Annotated in this window: 19 protein-coding genes; 10 read left to right on the top strand and 9 right to left on the bottom strand. The window is 73.2% G+C overall.

Translation table 11 applies throughout. The features are described 5' to 3' along the window. The first annotated feature begins 69 nt into the window (after positions 1 to 69). Positions 70 to 939, top strand: coding sequence for a nitroreductase/quinone reductase family protein (locus NRK68_RS14390; RefSeq protein ID WP_257855931.1), 870 nt, complete (start codon positions 70 to 72; stop codon positions 937 to 939). Here NRK68_RS14390 and NRK68_RS14395 read toward each other — a convergent pair. The 4 genes from NRK68_RS14395 to NRK68_RS14410 all read right to left on the bottom strand — a co-directional run bounded on the left by NRK68_RS14395 (position 842) and on the right by NRK68_RS14410 (position 6,785). Beyond that, entirely contained in the window at positions 842 to 2,179 is a 1,338-nt protein-coding gene (locus NRK68_RS14395) for an ATP-binding protein (protein WP_257855932.1), read from the bottom strand. The genes NRK68_RS14390 and NRK68_RS14395 overlap by 98 nt on opposite strands. 280 nt (positions 2,180 to 2,459) lie before the next feature. Then, positions 2,460 to 2,666 carry a hypothetical protein gene (locus tag NRK68_RS14400; protein WP_220819254.1) on the bottom strand — a complete coding sequence of 69 codons (207 nt, stop codon included), beginning with the start codon at positions 2,664 to 2,666 and terminating at the stop codon, positions 2,460 to 2,462. Between the two features lie 94 nt (positions 2,667 to 2,760). Next, positions 2,761 to 4,671: a DUF8823 domain-containing protein gene (locus NRK68_RS14405; protein WP_373023542.1), complete on the bottom strand. Its 1,911-nt coding sequence runs from the start codon at positions 4,669 to 4,671 to the stop codon at positions 2,761 to 2,763. 314 nt (positions 4,672 to 4,985) lie between these two features. After that, positions 4,986 to 6,785, bottom strand: a complete 1,800-nt coding sequence (locus tag NRK68_RS14410) for a D-alanyl-D-alanine carboxypeptidase family protein (protein WP_257855933.1) — start codon at positions 6,783 to 6,785, stop codon at positions 4,986 to 4,988. 1,055 nt (positions 6,786 to 7,840) lie between these two features. Here NRK68_RS14410 and NRK68_RS14415 point away from each other — a divergent pair. The 3 genes from NRK68_RS14415 (at position 7,841) to NRK68_RS14425 (ending at position 10,135) form a co-directional block, all read left to right on the top strand. Continuing rightward, entirely contained in the window at positions 7,841 to 8,575 is a 735-nt protein-coding gene (locus NRK68_RS14415) for a GOLPH3/VPS74 family protein (RefSeq protein ID WP_046778813.1), read from the top strand. Positions 8,576 to 8,841: 266 nt separating this feature from the next. Further along, positions 8,842 to 9,726 carry a helix-turn-helix domain-containing protein gene (locus tag NRK68_RS14420; protein WP_183067776.1) on the top strand — a complete coding sequence of 295 codons (885 nt, stop codon included), beginning with the start codon at positions 8,842 to 8,844 and terminating at the stop codon, positions 9,724 to 9,726. A 199-nt stretch (positions 9,727 to 9,925) separates the two neighbouring features. Next, positions 9,926 to 10,135 (top strand): DUF397 domain-containing protein, encoded by a 210-nt coding sequence (locus tag NRK68_RS14425; RefSeq protein WP_046778811.1) that lies wholly within the window; start codon positions 9,926 to 9,928, stop codon positions 10,133 to 10,135. 157 nt (positions 10,136 to 10,292) lie between these two features. Here the strand turns inward: NRK68_RS14425 and NRK68_RS14430 are convergent, their stop codons facing one another. Then, the gene (locus NRK68_RS14430) at positions 10,293 to 11,156 is read right to left on the bottom strand and encodes a hypothetical protein (protein ID WP_183067777.1); all 864 of its coding nucleotides are present in this window, start codon (positions 11,154 to 11,156) and stop codon (positions 10,293 to 10,295) included. 131 nt (positions 11,157 to 11,287) lie between these two features. Between NRK68_RS14430 and NRK68_RS14435 the strand changes: the two genes are divergently transcribed. Beyond that, entirely contained in the window at positions 11,288 to 12,676 is a 1,389-nt protein-coding gene (locus tag NRK68_RS14435) for an aminotransferase-like domain-containing protein (protein ID WP_257855934.1), read from the top strand. Here NRK68_RS14435 and NRK68_RS14440 read toward each other — a convergent pair. From NRK68_RS14440 to NRK68_RS14450, 3 genes are all read right to left on the bottom strand, one after another. Beyond that, positions 12,654 to 13,127, bottom strand: a complete 474-nt coding sequence (locus NRK68_RS14440) for a hypothetical protein (protein ID WP_183067968.1) — start codon at positions 13,125 to 13,127, stop codon at positions 12,654 to 12,656. The genes NRK68_RS14435 and NRK68_RS14440 overlap by 23 nt on opposite strands. Positions 13,128 to 13,360: 233 nt before the next feature. Further along, positions 13,361 to 13,612 (bottom strand): amphi-Trp domain-containing protein, encoded by a 252-nt coding sequence (locus NRK68_RS14445; protein WP_183067779.1) that lies wholly within the window; start codon positions 13,610 to 13,612, stop codon positions 13,361 to 13,363. 195 nt (positions 13,613 to 13,807) lie between these two features. Beyond that, positions 13,808 to 15,142: a diacylglycerol/lipid kinase family protein gene (locus tag NRK68_RS14450; RefSeq protein WP_257855935.1), complete on the bottom strand. Its 1,335-nt coding sequence runs from the start codon at positions 15,140 to 15,142 to the stop codon at positions 13,808 to 13,810. A 306-nt stretch (positions 15,143 to 15,448) separates the two neighbouring features. On the opposite strand from NRK68_RS14450, the gene NRK68_RS14455 reads away from it, so the two are divergent. The 5 genes from NRK68_RS14455 (at position 15,449) to NRK68_RS14475 (ending at position 22,559) form a co-directional block, all read left to right on the top strand. Further along, positions 15,449 to 16,258, top strand: coding sequence for an SDR family oxidoreductase (locus NRK68_RS14455; protein WP_257855936.1), 810 nt, complete (start codon positions 15,449 to 15,451; stop codon positions 16,256 to 16,258). Between the two features lie 40 nt (positions 16,259 to 16,298). Then, complete coding sequence (locus NRK68_RS14460; RefSeq protein WP_257855937.1) at positions 16,299 to 18,890, top strand: bifunctional FO biosynthesis protein CofGH; 2,592 nt, start codon at positions 16,299 to 16,301, stop codon at positions 18,888 to 18,890. 786 nt (positions 18,891 to 19,676) lie between these two features. Next, positions 19,677 to 20,846 (top strand): ADP-ribosylglycohydrolase family protein, encoded by a 1,170-nt coding sequence (locus NRK68_RS14465; RefSeq protein WP_373024454.1) that lies wholly within the window; start codon positions 19,677 to 19,679, stop codon positions 20,844 to 20,846. Positions 20,847 to 20,938: 92 nt separating this feature from the next. Beyond that, positions 20,939 to 21,799: an LLM class F420-dependent oxidoreductase gene (locus NRK68_RS14470; protein WP_183067783.1), complete on the top strand. Its 861-nt coding sequence runs from the start codon at positions 20,939 to 20,941 to the stop codon at positions 21,797 to 21,799. A gap of 79 nt (positions 21,800 to 21,878) precedes the next feature. Beyond that, positions 21,879 to 22,559, top strand: a complete 681-nt coding sequence (locus NRK68_RS14475) for a hypothetical protein (protein ID WP_183067784.1) — start codon at positions 21,879 to 21,881, stop codon at positions 22,557 to 22,559. An 82-nt stretch (positions 22,560 to 22,641) separates the two neighbouring features. Here the strand turns inward: NRK68_RS14475 and NRK68_RS14480 are convergent, their stop codons facing one another. Further along, positions 22,642 to 26,523, bottom strand: a complete 3,882-nt coding sequence (locus tag NRK68_RS14480; RefSeq protein WP_257855938.1) for a hypothetical protein — start codon at positions 26,521 to 26,523, stop codon at positions 22,642 to 22,644. Positions 26,524 to 26,594 lie beyond the last annotated feature (71 nt).

Raw genomic sequence — 26,594 nt, forward strand, 5'->3', positions numbered from 1 at the left:
TACGGGTGATCTCCCTCGGTTGTAGACGCTGCCAATCGCACGCACACACCGTGAGGAAATCCGCACTCCGTGTCATCTTGCAACGAGTTCAACGAGAACGTCATCGCAGAGTTCAGGGCCAACGCCGGCAAGGTCGGCGGGCCCTTCGAAGGGGCCGAGCTGCTCCTGCTCACCACCACCGGCGCCAGGTCCGGGACGCCGCACACCGTTCCGCTCGGGTTCCTGCGCGACGGCGGCGGCACGCCGCTCGTCGTCGCCTCCGCCGCCGGGGCCGACCGGCACCCCGCCTGGTACCACAACCTCCTCGCGCGCCCCCTCGTCCAGGTCGAGACCGGGACCGAGGAGTACGAGGCGGTCGCCGTGCCCGCCGCCGGGGCGCGGCGCGACGAGCTGTTCGCGCAGATCGTCCGGGCCGAGCCCGGGTACGGGGAGTACCAGGCGCGCACCGCGCGAGTGATCCCCGTCGTGGCGCTGCAGCGCACGCACGAGGTTCCCGAGGAGGAGGGCGGGATCGCCGGGAAGCTGCTGAGCGTGCACGGCTGGCTGCGGGCGCAGCTGGCGCACGTACGGGAGCTCGCGGCGGACGGCGCGGCGGAGGCGGGCGCCCCGGGGGCCGGGGCGGCCTCGCTCGGGCTCCAACTGCGCCAGCACTGCCTGGCGTTCTGCCACACCCTGGAGTTCCACCACCGCAGCGAGGACGCGGGGCTCTTCCCGCACCTGGAGCAACAGCATCCGCACATGCGGGAGTTCTTCCGCCGTGTCGACGCCGAGCACCGCGTCATCGCACGGCTTCAGGAGGAGCTGGTACGGGCCCTGGACGCGCCCGGCGTCGGCGAGGGGTTCAGCGAGCGGGTCGAGCGCCTGAGCCGGGAGCTGGAAGGCCATCTCGACCGGGAGGAGGCTCAGTTGCTGCCGGTGCTGCGGGCTCTGGGAGCGTGACGCGGGCCTCGGCGCCGCCCTCCGCCCGGTTGCGGAAGGCGAGGGTGGCGCCGAGGACCTGCGCCTGGCCGACGGCGATGGTCAGGCCCAGCCCGTGGCCCTTGTTCGTGCCCTCGGTTCGGAACCGCTGCGGCCCGGTCTCGATCAGGTACTCCGGATAGCCCGGCCCCGCGTCGGTCACCGTCAGGGTCGGGCCGTCCACCGTGACCGTGACCGGGGCGGCGCCGTGGCTGTGCGCGTTGGCCACGAGGTTGCCCAGGATCCGCTCCAGGCGGCGCCGGTCCGTCTCCACCCGCGGGGAGGCCAGCACCGTCAGGGCCGTGTCCGTCCCGGACGCGCGGATCGTGCGGGCCGCCAAGTCGGCCAGGTCGTGCCGGTCCAGCTCCACGCGTTCGCTGCGCGTGTCCAGGCGGGAGATCTCCAGCAGGTCCTCGGTCAGCGCGCGCATCGCCCGCACCCGGTCCCGTACGAGCTCGGCCGGGCGCCCCGGCGGCAGCAGCTCGGCGGCCGCGTTCAGGCCGGTCAGCGGGGTGCGGAGCTCGTGGGCGACGTCCGCCGTGAACCGCTGCTCCGCCTCCAGCTTGCGCTGCAGCGATGAGGCCATGGTGTCCAGGGCCCGGGAGACCGCCGCCACCTCGTCCTTGTTGCGGGGCGCGTCGCCGACCCGGGCGTCCAGGTCGCCAGCACTGATCCGGCGGGCCACCTGCGCGGTCACGTGCAGCCGCCGGGTGATCCGGGTGACGCCGACCGCGCCGATGAGGAGGGTGACGCCGATGGCGAGGCCCGAGGAGCCGAGGATGGCCCGGTCGAGGTTGAGGATGGTCCGCTCGGCGCCACGGAAGTCCACGAACACCGCGATCGCGGTGCCGTCCTCGGCGGGCGCGGCCGCCCACATCACGGGGCGCCCGCGGTGCGTGCCGACCTCCGTGCCGCGCTTCCCGCCGCGCGCCAGGGCGTGCAGTCCCGGGGGCAGGCCCGCGGGGTCGATGCCCTCGCCCCGGGGCAGGCGCGCGCCGATCTCGTACCCCTGGATGCTCCGCTCCAGCTTGGTGAGCGCCTTCTCGCGCGCCGTGCCGACGGTCTGGCGGGTCATGGCACCGTGCACGAGGCACCCGAGCAGCGCGGCGAGCCCACAGCACATCAGGGTGATGAAGACCGCGGCCTTCCAGGTGAGGGTAGAGGTCCAGGCCGGCAGCCGCAGGCGGGGCCGCAGCCGTGCTCCGCGCTGCATCTCGTTCATGGTCAGGTCACGGTAATCGGCCTGCCCGCGCGGGTGAGCGGCGGGATCCGGCCTGATCCCGCGAGATCCGGCCGTAATCGAGCCGTGCCGGTCCGGATCGGCCCGCCCGACGCGCCCGGATCGGCCCGCCCGACGCGCCCGGCCCGGATTGCCCGACGCGCCCGGCCCGGCCCGCCCCGCAGCCGGCCGGCCCGTCTCTCAGGGCGCTCGAAGCCCTCCCGGCCGGGGCCGGAAGGGCTGCGCCATCGCGGATGCGACCCCGGTGACTGTGACCACGGGGTCAGCTCAGGCCGCTGGTGCGTTCGCCGATGCGGTCACCCTGCGGAGTGCCGGCCCGCTTGAGATCGGCCTTCGTGTGCAGTCCGCCCTTGACCTTGCTCCGTACAGGACCGTCGAAGCCGTGGCCCGGGGGGCGGGGCGGCTGGGAGGTGGTCTCCTGCGCCTTCGCGATGGCCGCCCGGACGTCCCGCTTCTGCTCTTTGTTCATCCCGTCGTCAACTCCCTCAGGAAGCACCCAATCGGACTACTGGGATCGTATGCATATATACGGAGCAACGCACCCGGACCGGAACGTAAAGAAATCAAGGAGTCGAGCCGGTCGCCGGAGCCGGACGCTCCGGCGCTCCCAACGCCGCCCGGACGACCTCCTCCGGGCAGGGCGTACCTCGCGGCAGCTGGTACTTCCCCGCCACCCGGTACTCCCCCGGCGCCGGGACCAGCAGCTCGGTCCACACGTCGCCCTCGCCGTCCGGGAGCGCCTTGAACAGGCAGCCGGCCGTGTTCGCGAACTCCTTCGGCACGGCACCGCGCGCCTTGGAGTCCGCGGTCTCCTGCGGCGGCGGCACCGGTTTCCCGGCCCCGTCCACCAGCCCCAGCCACGGCGAGTGCGGGATCCGCACCAGCACCCGTCCGGCCTGCCTCGCGTCGATGACCAGCTGGTCGGCGCCCGCCCGCACCACGCTCGCCGGCCCCGTCACCAGGTTCGTCGGCGCGTCGACCTTGAAGAGCTGCCAGTTCGCGTCGCCCCACACCTGCTGGAGGTACGGGAGCCCGGCGCGCACCAGCTTCGCCTCGTCCTCGCCGCCCGAATCGGGTTTGTCGGCCGGCAGCACCACGTAGTGCACGGCCCAGCGCTCCAGCCAGGCCCGGTAGCTGTCGGCGGTGAGGGTGTCGTCGTAGAAGAGCGGGTTGCGCTCCAGGTCGGCCTGCCGGTTCCAGCCGCGCGCGAGGTTCACGTACGAGGGGAAGGCGGAGGACTCGCGGTGGCTGCTGACGGGCACCACCTCGACCCGGCCGCGGTCCGCGCCCGCCTTCTGGAGCTGGTCCACGAGCGGGGCCAGCTCCCGGTTCCAGGCGGCCACCGGGGTCGTACGGACGATGTCCGTGATGCTGTTGGTGGTGATCCATGCGTTCAGCCCGGCGAACGCGAGCAGCACCCCGTACCAGCGCCGCGAGCGCGGGACCTCGTACGGGAGGGCCGCGAGCAGCACGGCACCGCCGAACAGCATCACCATCCTGGTGACGTTCGAACCGACCTGGGAGTCGATCGCCCAGGTCAGGAAGACCCCGAGGGCGTAGACGGCGGAGGCGATCCGGACGGTCTTCCAGCGCCGCGGTACGAGGAAGAAGATCAGCAGCCCGAACAGGAACGGCAGCCCGGCCGAACCGATCTTCATCGGCTGGGTCCCGGAGAACGGGAAGAGCCAGGCCGACAGCCCGACCACGGCCACCGGCGCCAGCCCGAGGGCGTACGCACCGGGGCGCCGCCGGCTCAGGAACAGCGCGGCCGCGACCACCCCGAGGAACAGGCCCGCGACGGGACTGGCGGCGGTCGCGATCCCGGCCAGCGGGGCCGCGACCGCGGCCTTCGCCCAGCGCCGCCGCGCCCACTTGCGGGGCCAGCAGAAGACCGCCGCGACCGCGCCGAGGGCGAACATCGCACCGAGCCCGAAGGTGACCCGGCCCGAGAGCGCGTTGCAGAACAGCCCGTACGCCCCCGCCAGCGCGGGCCACAGCGGCTCCCGCACGGCCCCGCGGCAGCGGGTCAGGATCAGAGCGAGGAGCCCGGCCGAGACGGTGCCCGCGATCATCATCGTGGTCCGTACGCCGAGCATGTGCATGAGGTACGGCGAGACCACGCTGTACGAGACGGGGTGCATGCCGCCGTACCAGGCGAGGTTGTAGGCCGAGTCGGGATGCCGGCCCACGAACTCCGCCCAGGCGTCCTGCGCGGCGAGGTCACCGCCGCTGTTGGCGAAGGCGAAGAACCAGACGACGTGCAGCACGGCCGCGACCAGGGTGGCGACGGCCACCGGGTGGCGGCGCAGCGGATCGAGGACGCGGCTGCGGGTGCGCCGCGGGGGCCCTTCCTGCGGCTCCTGCTGCCTCTGCGGCCCCTGCTGCGGCGGCACGGCGTCATGGCCCGGGTCGCCGCCACCGTCTGCCGACGGGACGGCTGCTCCGCGCCTGCCCTGCTGCTCAGCGGTGGTCACTGCCGCACTCCCCCACACATGGATCCCCACCGGTACGCGTCCGCGCGTCCCGGGTTGCCGGGCCCTGGGCCCGAGGCCCTGGGCCCCGGGCTTTGTCGTCAACGTCCCGCCTGGCCCGGCGGACACTCGCTAGACGCACACCGGCGCCCCGGGGTTGCCCGGGGCGCCGGATGAGCGCTCTCGCTGCGGCGTCCATGGCCGCCCGAGGACGCCCACGGACGGCGGGCCCGCCGGTCAGCCGGTCGGTCGGCCGCTCAGCCGCTCAGCCGCTCAGCCGGTCGGCCGGTCAGCCGGTCGGTCGGCCGGCCGGCCGGTCAGCCGATGCGCGTCAGCTTGCTGCCGATGCCCGGCGAGGCCAGGTCGCTCTTGAGCGCCACCGGCACCTTGACCTGGCTGGCGCCCTCGCCGACGGTCAGCATGCCGACCTCGGTGCCGGCCGTCGCGGTCTGCGGCATCTTGCTCCCGCCGTCAGCCAGCTTCACGGTCACGGTCAGCGAGGCCCATCCGATCGCCTGCACGTCGGCGGTGGCGACGACCGGCGTCCGGCCGCCGAGTCCGTCGTCGACGTAGCCGACGACGTCACCCTTCTTGACGACGGTCGCGCCTTCGAGGGCCTTCTGCGTACCGGTCATCAGCTGCTTGCTCGCCGCGAGCACGGTGTCGATGATCGACGGCTTGTGCTGGCCGAGGACCGCTCCGACGATCAGCTGGTTGGTGTTGCCGATCTTCTTCTGCGCGGCGAAGAGCAGGTTTCCACCCGCCTTCGTCGTCGTACCGGTCTTGATGCCGAGCGCACCGCTGGGCCCGGTCAGCCCGTTCCAGTTGCGCCAGCTCTTGCCGGACGGGTCGACCCAGTTCGGCTTCTTGGTGATGTCGAGCAGCGTCTCGATCTCGACCAGCTTCAGACCCAGCTTCACCTGGTCCTCGGCGGTGCTGACCGTGGTCGCGTCCAGACCCGAGGGGTCCGTGTACGTGGTGTTGGTCATGCCGAGTTCCTTGGCGGTGTCGTTCATCTTCTTGACGAACGCCTCCTGGGAACCGGAGTCCCAGCGCGCGAGGAGCCGCGCGATGTTGTTGGCCGACGGAATCATGAGGGCGGCGATCGCGTCGTACTCGGAGATCTTGTCGCCCTCCTTGACCGTGTCGAGAGTGGACTCGTTGTTGACGGAGTCGTTCTTCTTGCCCTCGGTCTCGGCCGTCTTGTCGACGTCGATCATCGCGCCCTGCTCACCCTTCTTTATGGGGTGGTCGCGCAGGATGATGTAGGCCGTCATCGACTTGGTGACGCTCGCGATCGGCACCGGCTTCTGCTCGCCGGACTGGCCGAGCGTGCCGAGGCCGGCGGCCGCCATGTAGGCCTGTCCCTCGGTGGGCCAGGGCAGCTGCGGAGCGGCACCGTCGAAGGTGTACGAGGACTTCGCGGTCATCACGAGCTTCGGCTCGGGCAGCGGGCGTACGAGCTGCACGACGGCCAGGATGACCGCCAGGAGCACGACGAGCGGCGCGTAGATCTTGACCCGGCGGACGGCGGTGCGCAGCGGGCTCGGCGGCGGGGGCGGGTTGTTCGTGAGGTCCGCCAGCATGTCGAGCGGCGGCTTGGGCGGCAGCGGCTGCTGCGTGGTCCGCTCGCTCCGGTCGCTCCGGTCGAACCGCTCGGTGGCGGCCGCCGCGGAGGCCGACGGGGTCGGCGGGGGCGGCGGAACCGGGGTCTTCGGCTTCGGCTTCGCCTCGGCCGTGCCGCCACCGTCGGTGCGCAGCGGCACGAAGGTGCTGGGCTTGGGGGCGCGGAAAACGGCGGTGCGCTCGCTGTCGGCGTCCTCGTCGGCGGGAGCCGGAGCCGACGCCGGTGCGGAAGCGGAGGCCGGCTTCGCCAGGGTGGGCTTCGGCTTCTGCCCGCCCTCGGGCTTCACCGTGTCCACCTTCGGCACGCGGAACACCGCAGTGCGCTCGCTGTCCGCGGCCGCCTTCGGCTCCGCCGAAGCGGAGCCGCCCTTGGCGGCCTCGGCCGACGGCTTGTCCGCAGCGCCGGAAGCGGCCGTACGGGACGCAGTCCCCTCGGCCCCGGCCGACGGCTTCGGCGCCCCGCCGGAGCCCGGCTTCACGGCACGGAACACAGCCGTACGCTCACTGTCCGCAGCCGGAGCCGCAGCCTTCGGCTCCACCGAAGCGGAACCAGTCCCCTCGGCCTCGGCCGACGGCTTCGACGCCCCGCCGGAGCCCGGCTTCACGGCACGGAACACAGCCGTACGCTCACTGTCCGCAGCCGGAGCCGCAGCCTTCGGCTCCACCGAAGCGGAACCAGCCGCCTCGGCCCCGGCCGACGGCTTCGCCGCCGTACCGGACGCAGTCCCCTCGGCCTCGGCCGACGGCTTCGGCGCCCCGCCGGAGCCGGGCTTCATTGCGCGGAACACAGCCGTACGCTCGCTGTCCGCAGCCGGAGCCGCAGCCTTCGGCTCCGCCGAAGCGGAACCAGCCGCCTCAGCCCCGGCCGACGGCTTCGCTGCCGTACGGGACGCAGTCCCATCAGCTTCGGCCGACGGCTCGGCCGTACCCGCGGAAGCGGAACCGGAAGCGGCCGCACGGGGCGCAGTCCCGCCGGCTTCGGCCGACGGCTTCGGCTCGGGAGCGGCGGAGCCGGAAGCGGAAGGCTTGGCGTCGTCCGGCCCAGGGGCGTCCGTCGTGGCGACCCAGGCCGCCACCGCCTCGCGCAGCGCATCCCGGCCGCCGGCCTCGGCGCCGGCATCGGCCTCGGCGTCGACCTCCGCATCGACCTCCGCCTCGGCTTCGACCTCCGCATCGGCCTCCGCCTCGGCCTCGGCCGGAACCACAGGCTCCGCGCCACTTTCGCCCTTACGGGCGACCACGGCACCGTCCTCGGATTCCCTCGGCCGGAACACCGACACCCTCGGGTCGCGCTGCGCGGACGACTCCGCCGCCCCCGGCGTTCCTTCATCTACCGACTTGTCGGGGGACTCGCCCGCCACCGCTCCTCCTCATCGCCGCCGTGTTCGGCTGTCCGAATGTCTAACAGTGTCCCGTCTAGAGAGCATCGCCCCCGTGCCAGACGAGAACGACATAGCTGCGGGTTCCCCCACAAACCGGCCACGCGCTCTCGACAGATGAATGTGAGAGGCGTCACCCTGTCACTCATCCACGCGGGGAGGCATGGATGGGCAGGAGCCGCAGAACAATTCCGGAGGAGCTTCTGCTGCTCGCCTTGGACCCGGCCACGGGTACCACGGCGCAGCCGCAGTCGCTCGACCTCGGCCTGGCCGGGGCACAGCTAGTGGAGCTGGCTCTGGCAGGACGGATAGCCCCTGATGGGGATCGTATCGCCGTGGTGATGCCACGGCCGACAGGAGATCCGACTCTGGACTCCGCACTGGAACTGCTGCGCAGGCGCGGCAGCCCGGTACGGGCCGTCCACTGGATCGGCGGACCCCGGCTGGGGCTTCGTCAGATTTACCTCGCGCACCTGGAGCGCTGCGGCATGGTCCATGCCGTCGCGGGACAGATGTGCGGGGTGTTGCCGACGACTCGCTACCAGGCGACGGACACGGACATCAGCCGGGAGATCCGAGCCCGGCTCGACAGTGCGATCCGCACCGGCGTACCGCCGGACCCGCGGACCGCGGCGCTCGCCGCACTGGCCCACGCGGTCGGACTCGGCAAGCACCTGTACCCCGGCAACGAGGGGCGCTCGTCCAGATCCCGCCTGCGGGACCTGATCAGGCACGACCCGATGGGCGGACTCGTGGCGCACGCCGTGATGGACGTCCAGAACGGTGTGGCCGCACAGCCACGCCGGGACCGCGCACCGGCACCGCCGGCCCGGCCCGCGGCGGGCGGCGTCCCGCTGCAGCCGCGCCGCACGGGGGCGATGGCACGCGTGGCCGCGCACTGATCCACCGCCGGTGGGGCCCGGACGCGGTCCGGGGTCCCCACCCCTGTTCCACAGCTCCACCACCGCACAGCAGCGCCACCGCACAGAACCGCCAGCGCGCGGGGTGACGGAGCCGGTCCGCCGGCTCCGCCGCCCCGCGCGTCTGTGTTTTCCCTGCCGTTCCCCAGCGGCGCCGCCCGCTTCGGTGGCAGTCTGCTGAACATCAGACACGCAGAGAGACAGCTGCACGACAGAACACGACAGAAGAAGGCGGAGGTGCCGTTCACGTGGCGTCCAATGTCAATCCCACCGTCCGACGCCGCCGACTCGGAATGGAGCTGCGCAAGCTCCGCGAGGACAAGGGCATGACGGCCGAACAGGTCGCCGAGCGCCTCCTCGTCTCCCAGTCGAAGATCAGCCGACTCGAGAACGGCCGCCGTTCGATCAGCCAGCGCGACGTCCGCGATCTGTGCGACGTGTACGAGGTAGAGGACCGCCGGCTCATCGACTCCCTGATGCAGATGGCGAAGGACTCCCGCCAGCAGGGCTGGTGGCACGCCTTCGGCGACATCCCGTACAGCGTCTACATCGGGCTGGAGACCGACGCCGCCAGCCTGCGCACGTACGAACCTCTGGTGATCCCGGGCCTGCTCCAGACCACGGAGTACGCCCAGGCCCTCGTCCGCGGCGCGTGGCCGGAGACCGCCCCGGCCGACGTGGACAAACGCGTCCAGGTCAGGATGCACCGCCAGAAACGGCTCTCCGAGACCGAGAACAACAATCCGGACCTCGGCCCGCTGCGCCTGTGGGCGGTCATCGACGAGGCCGCGCTGCGCCGGCACGTGGGTGACGCCCAGCTGATGATCCGGCAGCTGGAGTACTTGATAGAGCAGTCGGAGCAGCCGCACGTCACGGTGCAGGTGATGCCGTTCGAGCTGGGCGCGCACCCCGGCGTGAACGGCCAGTACGCGATCCTGGAGTTCCCGGACGCGTCCGACTCGACCGTCGTCTACATCGAGGGTGTCACGAGCGACCTGTACCTGGAGAAGGCCAACGACGTCCAGAAGTACAGCGTGATGTACGAGCACCTGCGCGCCCAGGCCCTGGGGGTGGACCAGACACGCGAGTTCATCCTGCGGATCATCGCTCAATATGCGGACAAGGGCGAATAGTCCTGTGACGCATGGGGCTGGACGGTCGAAGGGGCGGCACCGTACACCGTCGATCCCCAGCCACAGAAGGCTTGAATGGAATATGCCACTCGGTCGGGTGAATGCTTCCTTCACCCGTCAGGAGCTGCGGGTAGCGTCGATCAGGTCAGCCGGAAATGGCCGACAAGACACCGGAACTACTCGCTCACCGGAGAGAAACATGGCTATTCGCCAGGGCGCCACCGACAACTGGGTCAAGTCCTCCTACTCCGCCAACGGCGCCTGCGTCGAGGTCAAGTCCCCTGTCGTGGAGTCGATCGCCGTACGTGACTCGAAGGTGCAGGACGGTCCGTCCCTCACCTTCGCGCCCGGCTCGTGGACCTCGTTCGTCGCCGATGTGACCGAAGGCCGGCTGGGGCGCATGGTCTGAAGACCTCGACGCACCCCTGCCGCACCATCACCCCAAGCACCACCTGCACCACCCGTACGACAGGCACCACTCGCACCACCTGCACCACCTGCACCACTGACTGGAGCCCTCTCGACCGGTCCGCCGTCCTGGCCGAGGGGGCTCGGCCATGCCCGCGTCAGCGCAGCTGATCGACGTACCGGTCGGTCCCCGGCACCGTCGGGATGAACGGAGCCACGAGCTCCACCCGCCCCAGCCCCGCCTCCGCGACCTCCGCGTCCAAACCCCGGAACCGGTCCCAGCAGGTCCGGGGGTCCTCCTCCAGGAACCACAGCAGCGTGAGGCGCGTGTCGACCCCCTCCACCTGCTTGACGTACGTCATCCGGTCACCGGGCAGCGGCGTCGGCCGGAAGACGGTCACCATCGCCGCCGGGGAGCCGTGCAGCCGCTTCGGCAGGGCCCGTGAGCTCAGCCACTCCACCAGCTCGGCCCGCTGCCCGGGGTTGTCGGCGTCGACCACCTGCACCACCAGCCCGGCGTACGGGTGGTCGAGCGCGTGGTAGTCCCGCGGACCGGCGGCGCCGTCGCGGTAGACGGTCGCCTCGTGGTCCTGGAAGGCCGTGAAGACGTGAGTCCGGCCCTGATGGACGCGGCCGTCGCGATTCAGCCGCTTGTTGATGCCGACGGTCCACTTCATGTGCTCGTCGTAGCGGCCCTCGGTGACCCAGTACGTCGATATGTAGCAGCCGGCGGTGACCGGCTGGGCGACGGCCGACTTCTCGGGGTAGCGCAGCTCCTGGAGTTCACGGGTGGCCACCCAGCGGCGGCCGGCGTACATCCAGGGCATGGCCATCGCGCCCGCGTAGTAGTGGTCGTCCTCGTACCAGCGGTTGTACGCGTACTCGTGGCCCGGGTGCGGCTCGACCATGGTGATCAGCGCATGGCCGGGGCGGACTCCGTAGGGGCCGACGGCCGCCAGCGCGGCGTAGTCGTCGACGCGGGTGCCGGTGTCCTGGCGCGGGTCCTGCTCTCCTGTCGTCATGGGAACGGTCTAGCTGATGTGACGTCAGATCGGGAGGGGCGGGCGGCGCCGCGTCCACCCTCCGATACATCCATGCCGTCTACACGTTTCTCTCGCTACGCTGCGCGCACCCGTCTCCCGGAGGAGCTCCCGTGCCCGCTGCCGTCACCGCAACGACCACGACCACCGGCGCCGCTGCCGCTGCCGCTGCCGCTGCCGCCGCCACCGCCGCTGCCGCTGCCTCGGCACCGCCGCCCGCGTTCGCCGCCCGCGCCGCCTCGGTCGAGGGCTCCCCCGTACGCGAGATCCTCGCGCTCACCCAGCGGCCCGGGATCATCTCCTTCGCCGGCGGCCTCCCCGCGCCCGAACTCTTCGACACCGAGGGCCTGCGCGCCGCGTACGACGCGGCCTTCGCGCTGTCGGCGCGCCGCGCGCTCCAGTACTCGACCACCGAGGGTGCGCCGGAGCTTCGCGCCGCCGTCGCGGCGCGGGCCACGGCGCGCGGGCTGCCGACGGGCGCGGACGACGTACTCGTCACCTCCGGCTCCCAGCAGGCCCTCACCCTCATCACCGCGGCCCTGATCGAGCCGGGTGACGTGGTGCTGGTCGAGAACCCCACCTACCTCGCCGCCCTCCAGTGCTTCCGGCTGGCGGGGGCCCGCGTGGTGGCCGTGCCCTGCGACGGGGAGGGTCTGCTGCCGGACGCGCTCGCCGAGCTCGTCGCGCGGGAGCGGCCGAAGCTGCTCTACACGATCCCCACCTTCCAGAACCCGACGGGCCGCACCCTGCCGGCCGCCCGCCGGGCGGCGGTCGCGGGCATCGCGGCCCGGCTGGGCCTGTGGCTGGTGGAGGACGACCCGTACGGGGACCTGCGCTACGAGGGCCACGACGTCCCGTGGCTCGCCGCGCACCCGGGCGCGGAGGACCGTACGGCCCTGCTGGGCAGCTTCTCGAAGATCATGGCGCCGGGGCTGCGCCTGGGCTGGCTCCGTGCGCCGGCGGCGCTCCTGCGGGCCGCGGTGGTCGCGAAGCAGGCGGCGGACCTGCACACCTCGACGGTCGACCAGCTGGCCGCGGCGCACTACCTCGCGGCGGTGGACCTGGACGCGCACATAGGCACCGTGCGCACCGCGTACCGCGAGCGGCGCGACGCCCTGCAGAGCGCCCTGAGCCGGACCCTCCCGGCGGACCACGACTGGAACCTGCCCGAGGGCGGCATGTTCGTCTGGGCCCGGCTCCCGGAGGGGTACGACGCGACGGCCCTGCTGCGGACGGCCGTGGCGCACGGTGTCGCCTTCGTCCCGGGCGCCCCCTTCCACACGGGCACCCCGGACCCCCGCACGCTGCGCCTGTCCTTCACGACGCACACCCCGCACGAGATCGCGGAGGGCGTGGGCCGCCTCGGCGCGGCCCTGACGGAGTACGCCGCGACGCCGGGCGCCGGCAACGGCGGGCGCAGCGACCACGGCGAGCGCGGCGACCACGGCGAGCGCAGGGACCACGGCGAGCCGTCGGACCTCAGTGCTGGATCGCGACCTTGAGCAGCACGATGAGCAGCCCGAGGAAGAGGTTGATCACGCCGGCGACCGCCATCAGGCGGCGGGAGGCACCCGCCCGCTTGGCGGCCACGGTCGCCCAGCCGACCTGCCCGGCCAGGGCGACCAGGAGCGCCATCCACGCGATGCCGTGCGGTCCCAGGCCGAACAGCGGGCTGATGGCGGCGGCGAGGGCCGGCGGGACGGCCGCCTCGATGATCGGGCGCTCCTCGCGGGCCGTACGGCGGATGACGCGCCAGCTCAGCCGGCCCGCCATGCGGGCGCCGAAGAGGTGGGCGAAGACGTGCGCGGCCCAGAAGACGACGCCGGTGCCCAGCAGCAGCGCGATGAGCTGCAGCCGTGGGAACGAGCCGAGCGTCCCGGCGCCGACGACGACGGAGGCGGCGAGCAGCGAGCCGTAGACGGCGCCGGCGTAGTCGCCGCGGACCTTGTCCACGGCCTCGTACGGAGTCTCGTACGGCTGCTCGTACGGCTTCTCGTACGAGGCCTCCTCCAGGGCGTGCTCCGGAGCGGGCAGCGGGCCGCGCTCCGCACCGGTCCGCGGGCCGGGCTCCGGCCGGGACTGCGGGCCGGGCCCCGAACTCGTCTCGGGGCCGGCCTGCGGCGGGGGCTGCGGGCCGGGCTCCGCACCGGTCCCGGGGCCGGGCTCCGGACCGCGGTCCGAGGCCACTACGACGCGGCTCCCGCTCCGGACCGCGCGGTGGGCCACTTCAGCTCGATCTCCATCTCGATCTCCCCGTCGCCGACCTCGACCTCGATCTCGGTACGGAGTTCGTCGGGGACCCGCAGGGTCATCGTGCCGGGGCCGAGTCGCATTTCGACGTTGCCGCCGTGCCGTAGCGCCTCCGCGAGCGCGGACAGCTGATCGGCGGCCTCGAGGCGAGAAAGGGAACTCTTCTGCTCGAACTTGAGGTCCTTCACTGCCGTCTCCTATCCGCCACGACCAGCGGGAACTGCGGCAGCACCGCAACGGCGACACCGGGTAAGGCTCATTGTGCGGCCGCGCGGCGGGCCGGGCATCCCGGGCGCCCGCGACCCGGGTACCGTACGCCCCGTCACCGCCTCATCCCTCCCCGTCAACGCCCGTCACCGCCCCGTCGGCGCCCCGTCGGCGCGTCACCGCGGCGACAGCCGGCCGAGGAGCAGCGCGAGCACCTCGCGCCACCGCAGGGGCGGAGCGCCCGCCGGAGCGCCCGGCCGCCCCCGCGGCACCCGTACGCGCAGGGCGCCCGGACGGATGGAGCAGGTGACCGGCGTGGGCAGGGTCAGGGCCTCTCCGTCCACGGCGACGGGGATGCTCTCCGCGTCCGATCCGACGACGACCCGCCGGGAGGTCAGTACGTGCAGGCCCGCCGCCCGCGCCCCCCTCAGCGCGACATCGGCCGCCTGGGCGGCGTTGTTCACGCGGATCCCGACGACGCCCAGCACGCCCTCGTCGAGGCGGGCCCGACGGGCGCCGACGGCCATGGGTTCGGGTGAGGAGTACGGGTTGTTGCTGATCAGCAGCGCCTGCTGGGCTTCCAGGCGCGTGTCGTCGGTGGTCGCTTCGAGGGCGCGGCCGGCGTACCCGAGCAGCAGGTCGGGCAGGGCGCTCAGGGCCGAGTCCGCTTTGGCGTCCCGGTACTCCGGGCGCTGTACGACCTCCGCGTAGACACCGAAGGAGGCGGTGTTCACGAAGGCGCGCCCGCCGACGAAGCCCAGGTCGATCCTGAGCTCCTCGCCGTCCGTCAGGGCGTCAAGGCACCGGGACGGATCCTCGCGGTCCAGCCCGAGGTCCATGGCGAAGTGGTTGCGGGTCCCCGCGGAGATCACCAGGAACGGCAGGCCGTGCTCGGCCGCCACCTCGGCCACCCGGGCCTGGGTGCCGTCGCCGCCCGCCACACCGAGCAGGTCCGCCCCCTCGGCGACCGCCCGGCGGGCGAGGGCGGCGACGTCGGTGACGACCTCCGGGTCGAGCAGCACCACCCGGGCGCCGAGCGCCTCGGCCTTCTCGGCGAGCCCGAAGCGGCCGACCTTCCCGCCGCCGGACTTCGGGTTCATGATCAGCACCGGATGGCGGGGCGGGTCGGAGGCGACCGCCCGCATGCCGACGGGTGGCCGCGCCGCGCGCAGTGCGGTCCGCGCACACACCCCGGCGGCGGCCCACAGTACGAGGGCGGCCAGCGCCGTGGGCCACAGGTCGGCCCGGGCGTAGAGGACGAGGACGGCCACCGGCGCGGCGACGACCAGCACGGTCCCGGCGGCCCGGACCAGGCCGCGGTGGGCCACCAGCCACCAGGCGCCCATGGCGGCGAGGACGGTACCGGCCGCCCCGACCAGGACGACGATCAGCCCGCCGCCTGCGCCGGCCACCACCAGCACCACCAGTGCGCCCAGCGCGCAGACCAGCGCCAGCAGGGCGAACAGCCGGGCGCGCCCGGGCGCGCCGCCGACAGGGTGCGAGAGCGACATGGTCCTCACGTCCTCCGACCGGGGCCCCGGCGCGGCCTACCGCCCCCGCCGGGACGCGTTCCATCCGATCATCCCCCGAACACCCCCCACCGTCGACGCGGACCGATTGGGGGGGTCGGTCGCAGTCGTGTGCGTGGGGCCGTCGGCCCGTTGCCTGATCGTTCATGGACGCAAGCCCGCGGCGGGCCCGGAGGCCGGGCCCGGGCCCGCAGCTGGACCCGCAGCTGGGCCCGCAGCCGGGGCCCGGGTCGGTGCGCGCCCCTTCCCATGTCCACCGTGCACCCCTAGCCTGACGGACCGTCAAATATGGGCGCGTCCGCCTGGAGGTACGTCGTGCTGTTGCGAGGGAAGACCGTCATCGTCTCCGGCGTCGGGGCCGGGCTCGGGCATCAGGTGGCCGCCGCCGTCGTGCGGGACGGCGGGAACGCCGTGCTCGGGGCGCGGACCGAGGCGAACCTCGCCAAGTCCGCCGCCGAGATCGATCCCGCCGGCGTCCGCACCGCCCACCGGCCGACCGACATCGGCGACGAGGCACAGTGCGAGGCCCTCGCCGCGCTGGCCGTGGAGCGGTTCGGGGGCGTCGACGCCGTCGTGCACGTCGCCGCGTGGGACTCGTACTTCGGCGGGCTGGAGGACGCCGACTTCGGGACCTGGCAGCAGATCATCGACGTCAACCTGCTGGGCACCCTGCGCATGACCCGGGCCTGTCTGCCCGCCCTCAAGGAACGCGGCGGATCCGTCGTCATCATCGGGACGCAGTCCGCCGTCGCCGCGCCCAACGAGGTGCAGCAGGCCGCCTACGCCGCTTCCAAGGGGGCACTGACCTCCGCCATGTACTCCATGGCCCGCGAACTCGGCCCGCACCGGATCCGCGTCAACACCGTGCTGCCCGGCTGGATGTGGGGGCCGCCCGTACAGGCCTTCGTCACCTTCACCGCGCACACCGAGGGCGTCCCCGAGGCCGAGGTGCACGCCCGTCTCACCGAGCGCATGGCGCTGCCCGATCTCGCCACCGACGGGGATGTCGCCGACGCCGCCGTCTTCCTCGCCTCCGACCGCGCCCGGGCGATTACCGGCCAATCGCTGCTGGTCAACGCCGGTGAGCTGATGAGATGACCCTCTCCTGCGCCGGGACGTCGGATCGTATGCTCGCCCCATGACCACTCCGAGTGAGGCTCCGACCGAAAACGCGATGCGCCGGGCGCTGCGACGGGCCCGAGACGGCGTCGCGCTCGACGCGGCCGAGGCGGCCGTGCTCCTCCAGGCGCGCGGTGAGGCCCTGCGGGACCTCGCCGCCTCCGCCGCCCGCGTCCGCGACGCCGGGCTCGCCGCGGCCGGACGGCCCGGCGTCATCACGTACTCGCGCAAGGTCTTCATCCCCCTCACCCGCCTGTGCCGCGACAAGTGTCACTACTGCACCTTCGTCACCGTCCCCGGCAGGCTCCGCAGGGACGGCCACGGGATGTACCTCTCCCCCGACGAGGTCCTCGACATCGCCCGCAAGGGTGCGGCGATGGGCTGCAAGGAAGCCCTCTTCACCCTCGGCGACCGCCCCGAGGACCGCTGGCCCGAGGCCCGCGAGTGGCTCGACGCGCACGGCTACGACGACACCCTCGCCTATGTCCGCGCCATGGCCATCCGGGTCCTGGAGGAGACGGGGCTCCTCCCGCACCTCAACCCCGGCGTCCTGTCCTGGTCCGAGCTGCAGCGCCTCAAGCCCGTCGCCCCGTCCATGGGCATGATGCTGGAGACCACCGCGACCCGCCTGTGGTCCGAGCCCGGCGGCCCCCACCACGGCTCCCCCGACAAGGAACCGGCCGTACGGCTGCGCGTCCTGGAGGACGCGGGCCGCTCCAACGTCCCCTTCACCACCGGCGTCCTGATCGGCATCGGGGAGACGTACGCGGAGCGGGCCGAGGCCTTCTTCGAGCTGCGCCGCGTCCAGCGCAGCTACCACGGCATCCAGGAGGTCATCGTCCAGAACTTCCGCGCCAAGCCGGACACCGCCATGCGCGGCATGCCGGACGCGGAACTGGAGGAGCTGGCCGCCGCGATCGCCGTCGCCCGCCACATCCTGGGCCCGAGCGCCCGCATCCAGGCCCCCCCGAACCTGGTGGACGCCGAGTACGCCCTGCTCATCGGCGCGGGCATCGACGACTGGGGCGGCGTCTCGCCGCTGACCCCCGACCACGTCAACCCCGAACGCCCCTGGCCGCACATCGAGGAACTGGCCGCGCGGACCGCGGCCGCCGGCTTCGAGCTGCGCGAACGCCTCACCATCTACCCGGAGTTCCTCCAGCGCGGCGAGCCCTGGCTGGACCCGCGGCTGCTGCCGCACGTCCGGGCGCTGGCCGACGCGGACACGGGCCTGGCGGACGAGTCCGCGACCGTCGAGGGCCGGCCCTGGCAGGAGCCCGACGAGGGCTTCGCCGCGTACGGCGGCAGCGGCACCGGCCGTACGGACCTGCACGCCACCATCGACACCGAGGGCCGCACCGCCGACCGGCGCGAGGACTTCGACCACGTCTACGGCGACTGGGAGGCCCTGCGCGAGGCCGCGGCCCCCGGCATGGTCCCCGAGCGCATCGACACGGACGTACGGGCCGCCCTCGCGCAGGCCGCCGACGACCCGGAGGGGCTGACCGACGCCCAGGCCCTCGCCCTGCTGCACGCGGACGGGCCGGCCCTCGACGCCCTGTGCCGGATCGCCGACGACCTGCGCCGGTCCGTCGTCGGCGACGACGTCACCTACATCGTCACGCGGAACATCAACTTCACCAACGTCTGTTACACCGGCTGCCGTTTCTGCGCCTTCGCGCAGCGCCGCACGGACGCGGACGCCTACACCCTCTCCCTCGACCAGGTCGCCGACCGGGCCGCCCAGGCCTGGGACGTCGGCGCGGTCGAGGTGTGCATGCAGGGCGGCATCCACCCCGACCTGCCCGGGACGGCGTACTTCGACATCGCGCGGGCCGTGAAGCAGCGGGTGCCGGGCATGCACGTGCACGCCTTCTCGCCGATGGAGGTCGTCAACGGCGCGACCCGCACGGGCATGTCCGTACGGGACTGGCTGACGGCGGCCAAGGAGGCCGGCCTGGACTCGATCCCGGGGACGGCGGCCGAGATCCTGGACGACGAGGTGCGCTGGGTCCTGACCAAGGGCAAGCTGCCGACGGCGGACTGGATCGACGCCATCACCACCGCGCACGAACTCGGGATCCGCTCCTCGTCCACGATGATGTACGGGCACGTGGACCAGCCGCGGCACTGGCTCGGCCACTTCCGCACGCTGGCCCGCATCCAGCAGCGGACGGGCGGCTTCACGGAGTTCGTCACGCTGCCCTTCATCCACACCAACGCGCCCGTGTACCTGGCGGGCATCGCCCGGCCCGGCCCGACGGTCCGCGACAACCGGGCGGTGACGGCGATGGCGCGGATCCTGCTGCACCCGCACATCCCCAACATCCAGACGAGCTGGGTGAAGCTGGGCGCCGAAGGCGCGGCCGAGATGCTGCGCTCGGGTGCGAACGATCTCGGCGGGACACTGATGGAGGAGACCATCTCCCGTATGGCGGGGTCGAGTTACGGCTCGTACAAGTCGGTCCGGGACCTGGTGGCGGTGGCCGAGGCGGCGGGCCGTCCCGCGAAGCCCCGCACGACGCTGTACGGGGAGGTGCCGCAGGAACGGCAGCAGGCGGCCCGCGCCTCGGACGGCCATCTGCCGGAGCTGCTGCCCGTATTGGACTGAGCGGGGCGGAGGGCGTCGGAGGGTGCCCGGAGGGTGCCGGAGGGGGCGGCCGCGGCCGGAATCGTTCGTATTCCGGCCGCATGCCGTTCCGCTTCCGGTTCCGATCGTTCCTGTCCACTACAGTGCGGATTCGCATGCTCGGCGGGTACGGACAGGGTCACCGGGCATCGGACGGACTGGTCAGCGGGGGGCGCGGTGCCGGGGGTGGACGACGTGATCGCTACGAACGACAACACGGCCGGCGGTGTTCCCGCCCCGGCCGACGGCCCGACGGGCCACGGCCTCACGGCCGCACCGGCGACCGGTAGCCCGCGCCCGGCGGACAACCAGGGCCGGACGGGCTCCGCCCCGGCAGCCGCCCAGGGCCAGGCCGGCAGCCCGCCAGGCCCGGCAGCCACCCAGGGCCAGGCCAGCGGCCCGGCAGGCCCGGCAGGCCCGGCAGGCCCCAGCCTCGCGGCCACACCGGTGGCCGGGCACGCCCCCGACCCGGCAGACAGTACGAGCGGCCCCGCCCCGGTCGGCGGCCCGCCGGGCCCGGGCCCGGCGGGCGGCACCCACGCGGCGGCCACGCACAGCACCCCCAACCCGGCCGGAGGCCAAGGCCAGGCTGGCCGGACGACTGGGCCGACGGGCAGCGGCGCCTCGGGGGCCGCGCCCGCCACCCCCAACCCGGCCGGAGGCCAAGGCCAGGCGGGGCGGGCGGCGAGCCCGGCCGGAGGCCAGGGCCCGGCGGGCAACCCCGCCGACCCCGCCGACCCCGCCGGAGGCAGGACGCTGGGGCGGGGGATCGTCACCGGGCTCTGGGGGCGGGTCGAGCAGCAGGACTTCCGCAGCCGGATCCGCGGCACGCTGCTCGGCGCGGCCCTCGGCGACGCCCTCGGCGCGCCCCTCGCCGGCCTCTCCCTCGACGCCATCCGCGCCGCCCACGGCCCCGACGGCCTGACCGCACCCGCCGCCCACGGCCCCGACGGCCTGACGGGACCGGCCGTCGCGCACGGGCGCCGCGGCCGGGTCACCGCCGCCACTCAGCTCACCCTCTTCACCGTGGACGGGCTGATCCGGGCCCACGTACGCCGGGACACCGGCGCCTGGCACCCGCCGACCGACGTCCACCGCGCGTACCGCCGCTGGGCGGCGACCCAGCACGACTGGGGCCCCGACGAGCGCCGCAAGGACAACGGCTGGCTCGCGCAGCAGGAATGGCTCTACGCCCGCCGCGACCCCGCCCGCGCCTGCCTGACCGGCTTCGGCGACGACGTCCTCGCCACCCTCGACCAGCCCAAGAACCCGGCCGCCCGCGGCGCGGCCGCTGCCGCCCGCTCGGCCCCCTTCGGGCTGCTGGTCGGCTGGGAGCCCGCCCTCGTCCTCCAGCTCACCGTCGAGTGCGCCGCGCAGAGCCACGGCCATCCCACCGCCCACCTCTCGGCCGGCGCCTTCGCCGTCATCGTCCACGGCCTGATCCGCGGCGACTCCCTCGACGCCGCCGTCCAGCGCGCCCTGGGACTGCTGGGCGCCCGCCCGGGCCACCAGCCCGTCACCGACGCCCTCCAGCGCGCCACGGCGGCCGTCACCCAGGGCCCGCCCGGTCCCGACGCCGTCGAAGCGCTCTCCCCCGGCGACGCCGCACCCGAGGCCCGCGACGCCACGCACTCCCTCGCCGTCGCCGTCTACTGCGCCCTGGTCGCCGAGGACATCGCCCACGGCCTGCGCCTCGCCGTCAACCACGGCGGCGACTCCGTCTCCGCCGGCGCCCTGTGCGGGGCCCTGCTCGGCGCGCTCCACGGCGAGACGGCCCTCCCGCCCGCCTGGCTCGCGGAGCTCGAAGGCCGCGCCACGCTCCTGGAGCTGTGCGACGACTTCGCCCTGGAGATGACCCAGGGCCCGACCCTGCACGGCCCCTCGGCCTCCGGCTCCGCCTCCTCCCCCGGCTGGCTGGCCCGCTACCCCAGCGGCTGACCGACACCCCGCCGCGGCACCTGACGCCCCCTCAACAATCACGGGCTCAGCCCGTACCGTGGCGTTCCCACGTCTCGGAGGTGCCAGTGCCCATGCGGATCGCCACGACCGTCTTCCTCACCGACCGCACCGTCTCCCCCGTCCGTCTCGCCCGCGTCCTGGAGGAGCGCGGATTCTCGGGCCTCTACCTGCCGGAGCACACCCACATCCCGGTCTCCCGCGAGACCCCCGCCCCGATGGGCGGCGAACTCCCCGACATGTACGGGCGTACCCTCGACCCCTTCGTCGCCCTCGGCCAGGCCGCCGCGGTCACCGAACGCCTGCAGCTCGGCACCGGCATCACCCTGATCGCCCAGCACGACCCGATCGCCCTCGCGAAGCAGGTCGCGACCCTCGACCACCTCTCCGGCGGCCGTTTCACCCTGGGCATCGGCTACGGCTGGAACGTGGAGGAGGCCGCCGACCACGGCGTCGAGTGGCGCACCCGCCGCGACCTGGTCCGCGACCGGATGGCCCTGATGCGCGCCCTGTGGGCCCCCGAACCGACGGCGTACGTGGGCCAGTTCTGCTCCGTGCAGGCCAGCAGCGCCCACCCGAAGCCGGCCCAGGCCCCGCGCGAACTCGGCCCCGGCTCCCCCCTGCACGGTCCCCGTACCCTGATCGGCGGCGCGGCCGGCCCGAAGCTGTTCGCCGCGGTCGCCGACCATGCCGACGGCTGGCTCCCGATCGGCGGTGGCGGCCTCACCGAGTCCCTCCCGGTGCTGCGGCAGGTCTGGGAGACCGCCGGACGCGACCCGAAGACCCTCCAAGTGGTCCCGTACGCGGTCCACCCCAGCCCGGGCAAGCTCGCCCACTACGCCGACCTCGGCATCGAGGAGGTCGTCCTCCAGCTCCCCTCGGCCCCCGAACCGGAGATCCTCCGCACCCTGGACGGCTTCGCCCAGTACCTCTGACGACCGCGCGGCCGGCCGGCGTGGCCGCCTGCATAGGCTGGGGCCGAACTGCACGCAGCAGGGCTCGGAGGAGAGCGGTATGGACGCGGCCCGGATATCCGAACGTACGGGGAAGGCGGCTCCCACAGGCGCCCGGCGGGGTCGGAACTCCCTCTTCTGGGCCGTGCTCGTCGCGGGCACGGCGACAGTGGGCGGCTTCATCTCCCAGTTTCCGTACGGCTTGCTGTACGTCGGCGTGCTCGTCGTCCTCGCCGCGGCCGGCCTCGGCGCGGCCGTCGCCGGCTCGAACTGGAACCGGGCCGGCGCCGCGACCGTCGTCGGTTTCGGGACCATCGCGCTGGGCGTCTTCGCCGGGAACAACCTGAACGAGTCGTACCTCAAGCTGCTCGGCGAACGCGTGGACGCGGTGGTGATCACGTCCCGCGAGTACAGCAACGCGAAGGGCGACACGCGCTTCGCGTGCCGCGTGACCGACTCCTCGGGCGAGAGCCACGAGCTCGACGCCCTGCGGAACTGCTACGACCGGGTGCCGCCGGGCGGACACGTGTTCCTCTTCAAGGACCGGCTCGGCGGTCTCGGCCCGTGGATGGACACCGACGGCAGCCGCGCCCTGGACCCGCTCGGCCTGGGCATCACCGGCGGTCTCTTCCTGCTGGTCGGCGGCACGATGTTCGCCGCCGGTCAACGCCGCCGCTCGGACCGCGACCTCCACGAGGAGCACCTCCGCAGGCACGGACCGCCCTGGCGGTCACGCCGCTAGGGATGCGGGCCGAGCGGAACGCGGCGGGGCCCGTCCGGTCGTGCGACCGGACGGGCCCCTGTTCATCTCTCTCCGCGGATCCTCAGGACGTGAACCAGCCGTTCAGATCGGCGATCACGTCGGTCGAGCCGGAGTTGTTGTAGAAGGTCACCCGGCCGTCCACCACGGGGACGACGACCAGGTTGGCAACGGTCTGCCCGGCCGTGAAGTTGAGGTTCGACACGCCCGGCCGTCCGATCCCGTGCGGGTGGACGATCAGGTGGCTCGCCTCGGTGGGGTTGGTGACCGTGACGTTCAGGACCACCGCGGTCACCCCGGTCAGCGGCACGCCCTCGACGCCGGCCACCTGCAGACTGACGATGCTGCCCCCGCGGACGGCTCCGGCGCGGGCGCCGGTCCCGTCACGGGTGTCGAGGAGCCGAACGGGCGCGCCGGCCGAGAAGGCCGACCCCTCGGCCGCGTAGTAGCCGGTGACGTCGGCGATCAGGTCCACCGAACCGGAGTTGTTGCGCAGGTCGACCTTCCCGTTCACCACCGGCACCGTCACCAGATTGGGGACGATCTGTCCCGGCGTGAAGTTGAGGTTCGACACACCCGGTGCGGCCTGGCCGTTCGGATAGACCGTCACGTGTCCTGCCTCGGTCGGGTGGACCGCGGTCACGTTCATGACCACGGCCGTGACCCCCGTCGCGGGAACGCCCTTCACACCGGCCACCTGCAGGGTGACGACCCCACCCGGACCGACCCGTTCCTTCTTCGCACCCGTACCGTCACGGGTGTCCAGGAACCGTGCCGGGGTGACCGGATTCAGCGCGGAACCGGCGCCGACCTGGTCGGTGTAGTACCCCGTCACGTCGGCGATCAGGTCCACCGAACCGGCGTTGTTGCGCAGGTCGACCTTCCCGTTCACCACCGGCACCGTCACCAGGTTGGGGACGATCTGCCCGGGCGTGAAGTTGAGGTTCGACACCGAGGGCCTTGGCTGGCCGTTCGGGTAGACCATCACGTGCCCGGCCTCGGTCGGCTGCACCGCGGTCACGTTCATGACCACGGCGGTGACCCCCGTCGCCGGGATGCCCTTGACCCCGGCCACCTGCAGGGTGACGACCCCGCCCGGACCGACCCGCTCCTGCTTCGCACCCGTACCGTCACGCGTGTCCAGGAACCGCGCGGGGCCGTGCGGCACGAACCGGCTCTTGGTGGCGGTCGTAGGCGCCGTCACGGTGTACGCCTTGGTGATCCGGTGCCCGATGTAGAGGCCTACGTCGTACAGGCCCGGCTGCAGACCGGTCGTGTCGACCAGCACCTTCATCGAGGTCCCGTCCGGGCTGACGGAGAGCGGCTTGAGGGAGGGACCGTCCTCGTACGGCGAGCCGCTGGGCATCAGCATGAGATCGGAGGTGCGGATGAGATTCTGTCCGTGGACGACCGCCTGGTTCCACGTCCCGGCGGGCCCGGTCGCCGGGCTGATCCCGGACACCCACGGGCTCGGCTGCTGCGGCCCGCTGCACACCGTGATGCAGGATCCGCTCAGGGTGTACTCGACCGGCAGGACGGTCCTGGCCGCGCTCAGCATCAGAACGGCCTGGCCCGCCTTCGCGCCGCTCTCGGCGGAGCAGCGGGTGCTGAACCCGCCGTCGCACCGGTACCCGGACGAGTTGCCGGAGCCCTCCCAGCCCTGGGCGCCGAGCAGGCTCAGCTCAGGAGTGGCGGGGCTGGCGAGGTCGTTGGACGTGCTGTGTCCGCGCACGCCGAAACTCTGCGAGGGCTTCATGTCGAGGACCGCGCAGTAGGCGGTGGCGGCCTGCGTCAGCACTCCGCTGCGCTCCGGGAAGCCGTCCGCCGAGATCCGGTTCGCGGTGCACTCGGGCACCCAGCCCGCGGACGTGCCGACCTTCCAGGTGTCCACGTCGGCGTGGACCGGCTTATCCGCGGGACCGCCGGTGTAGACGATCGCGACGTACGACGTGGATCCGGTGACCCGGCAGGCCACGGCGTACTGCCGGCACAGGAATCTGCCGCCGGAGTCGACCACCTGTAGCGTCGCCGAGGGGTCGTTCCTGCCGTCGGCCGTCCGGGCGCTCAGCCAGAACTTGTCGGTGGCGGCGCCGGTCACCCGCACGCAGCGTGCGTCGAGCGGCGAGCTCAGGTCGAAGGGCACGGCCTGGCCGCCGACCTTCGTCGAGACCGGGGCGGTGCAGTTCGCCGCCGCCGAGACGTCACGCCGTGCGAGCTTGTACGTGTCGGCCCGGCCGACCAGCATCACGGTGTACGGGGTGCCGGCGGTCAGGGGGCACGGCAGGACCGCGCCGCCGAGGCACACGACGTTGCCCGCGGGGTCGGTGACGTAGAAGGTCGCCCACTCCCGGTTGAAGGGCTGGGCGTAGGCCAGCACCTCGGCGGTCGTGTGCTGGTCGGCGGGCAGGCTCAGGCAGGACTGCCGGCTGTCCGCGGTCAGCGAGACCTCCGCTCCGGCCGATCCGTCGAAGCCGGTCCGCGGCCAGGCCGCGCATCCCGCCGCCTCGCCGGTCCGGTGGACCGCCAGGCCGTAGGCCTCCGCCGGCGTGCCGGTCAGGACGGCCCGGAAGGGCGCGGTACCGGTGAGCTTGCAGGCGGGGTAGTAGCCGGTGTACTCGCACTGCTTGAGGCCGGCCGCGTCGTACACGACCACGCTGATGGCCTTCCCGCCCGCGGGCGTCCGGTCGAGCAGGTACACGCCCTTCCCGGAGGCGGTCGGCAGGGTCAGGCACAGCTTCTGCCCGGGTCCGCCGAAGCTGCCGGTCACCGGCCCGGCGACGAGACCGTTGTCGTGGGTGGCGGTGCAGCCGCGGCTCTCCTTGGCGGAGTGGAAGGCCATGCCGAAGGCGGTGGGGGCCTCGGGCCCGGGTGTGGCCGCCCACGTGTGGTCCCCGGCGGGCAGGTCGCACGCGCCGTACTGGCAGAGTCCCGGTATCGCGGCGCCGGCCGCGTCGTACAGCGTTCCGGCAGGGGCCGGGCCGGAGGCGACGGGGCCAAAGGAGTGCCAGGCGGGCTGGGCGACCCGCAGGATCCGGCAGCGTGAGGTGGCGGTCAGGTCCGGGGAGACCCCGAACGCCAGCGGCTCCACCAGCGCGCAGCCCTCGGGCCGGGAGAGACGGGCGAGGGTGAGGTCGTAGGCCGGCTGGCTCGCACCGTCCGAGCGGACCACCATCATCCGGAACGGCGCGGTTCCGGTGAGCTTGCAGTCGAGCGCGGCGGCACTGGCGCAGATCTGCTTGCCGGCCGCGTCGTAGACGCTGTGGTAGAGGTCCCGCGGGGAGGAGTAGCTGCGCAGTACGTCGTTCGCGGCCAGGTCCAGCGTGTAGCAGTCACCGGCCGAACCGGCCGACAGGGAGCCCTGGAACACCTTGGGCGCGCCGAGCCTGCGGTCGGCGGGAGCGATGGTGGTACAGGTCGTGGACGAGGTGAGCGGCAGGTACGAGGTCCAGATCTGGGTCTGCGAACCCGTGCCGTTCTCGACCTTCATCGTGTAGGTGCCCGCCTGGGCCGCGGGGCAGCGGACCGCCCCGTACGCGTAGTCGCCCGCGCCCCGCACGTGTTCGCAGGACACGGTGGCGCCCGTGGGCGACAGCAGCTTGGGCCGGATGATCCCGGGCGAAGTGACGAGCTGCAGGACGACCACGTCGGGCGCGGACAGTGCAATGGAGAAGGACGTCGCCGTGTTCGGCTCCACCGCACAGTTGACGATCGTGCTCGGCTGCAAGGCCGTCGGGCAGGCGACGGCCGCTTGGCCGCTCTGCTGGAGCGAGCTCAGTACGGTCTCGCGCTCGGCCGCCGGATCCTTCTTCGGCGCGATGGCCGTGGGGCCCGCCTCGGGAGCTGCGGAGACCGGCGCGCCGGACTGCGGTGAGGCGGTGGCGGCCGTGGCGGCGGGCGGCTGCGTCGCCGCTTCGGCGACCCCCGCCCGGCCGGTCAGCGTTGCCATTACGGAGAGCAGCAGAGCCCCGGAGGCGATCGCGGCTCTGCCCCTCCCCGGTCTCTCGCGCACTCTTCTGC

The organism is Streptomyces yangpuensis (assembly GCF_024666385.1).
Lineage (GTDB): Bacteria > Actinomycetota > Actinomycetes > Streptomycetales > Streptomycetaceae > Streptomyces > Streptomyces yangpuensis.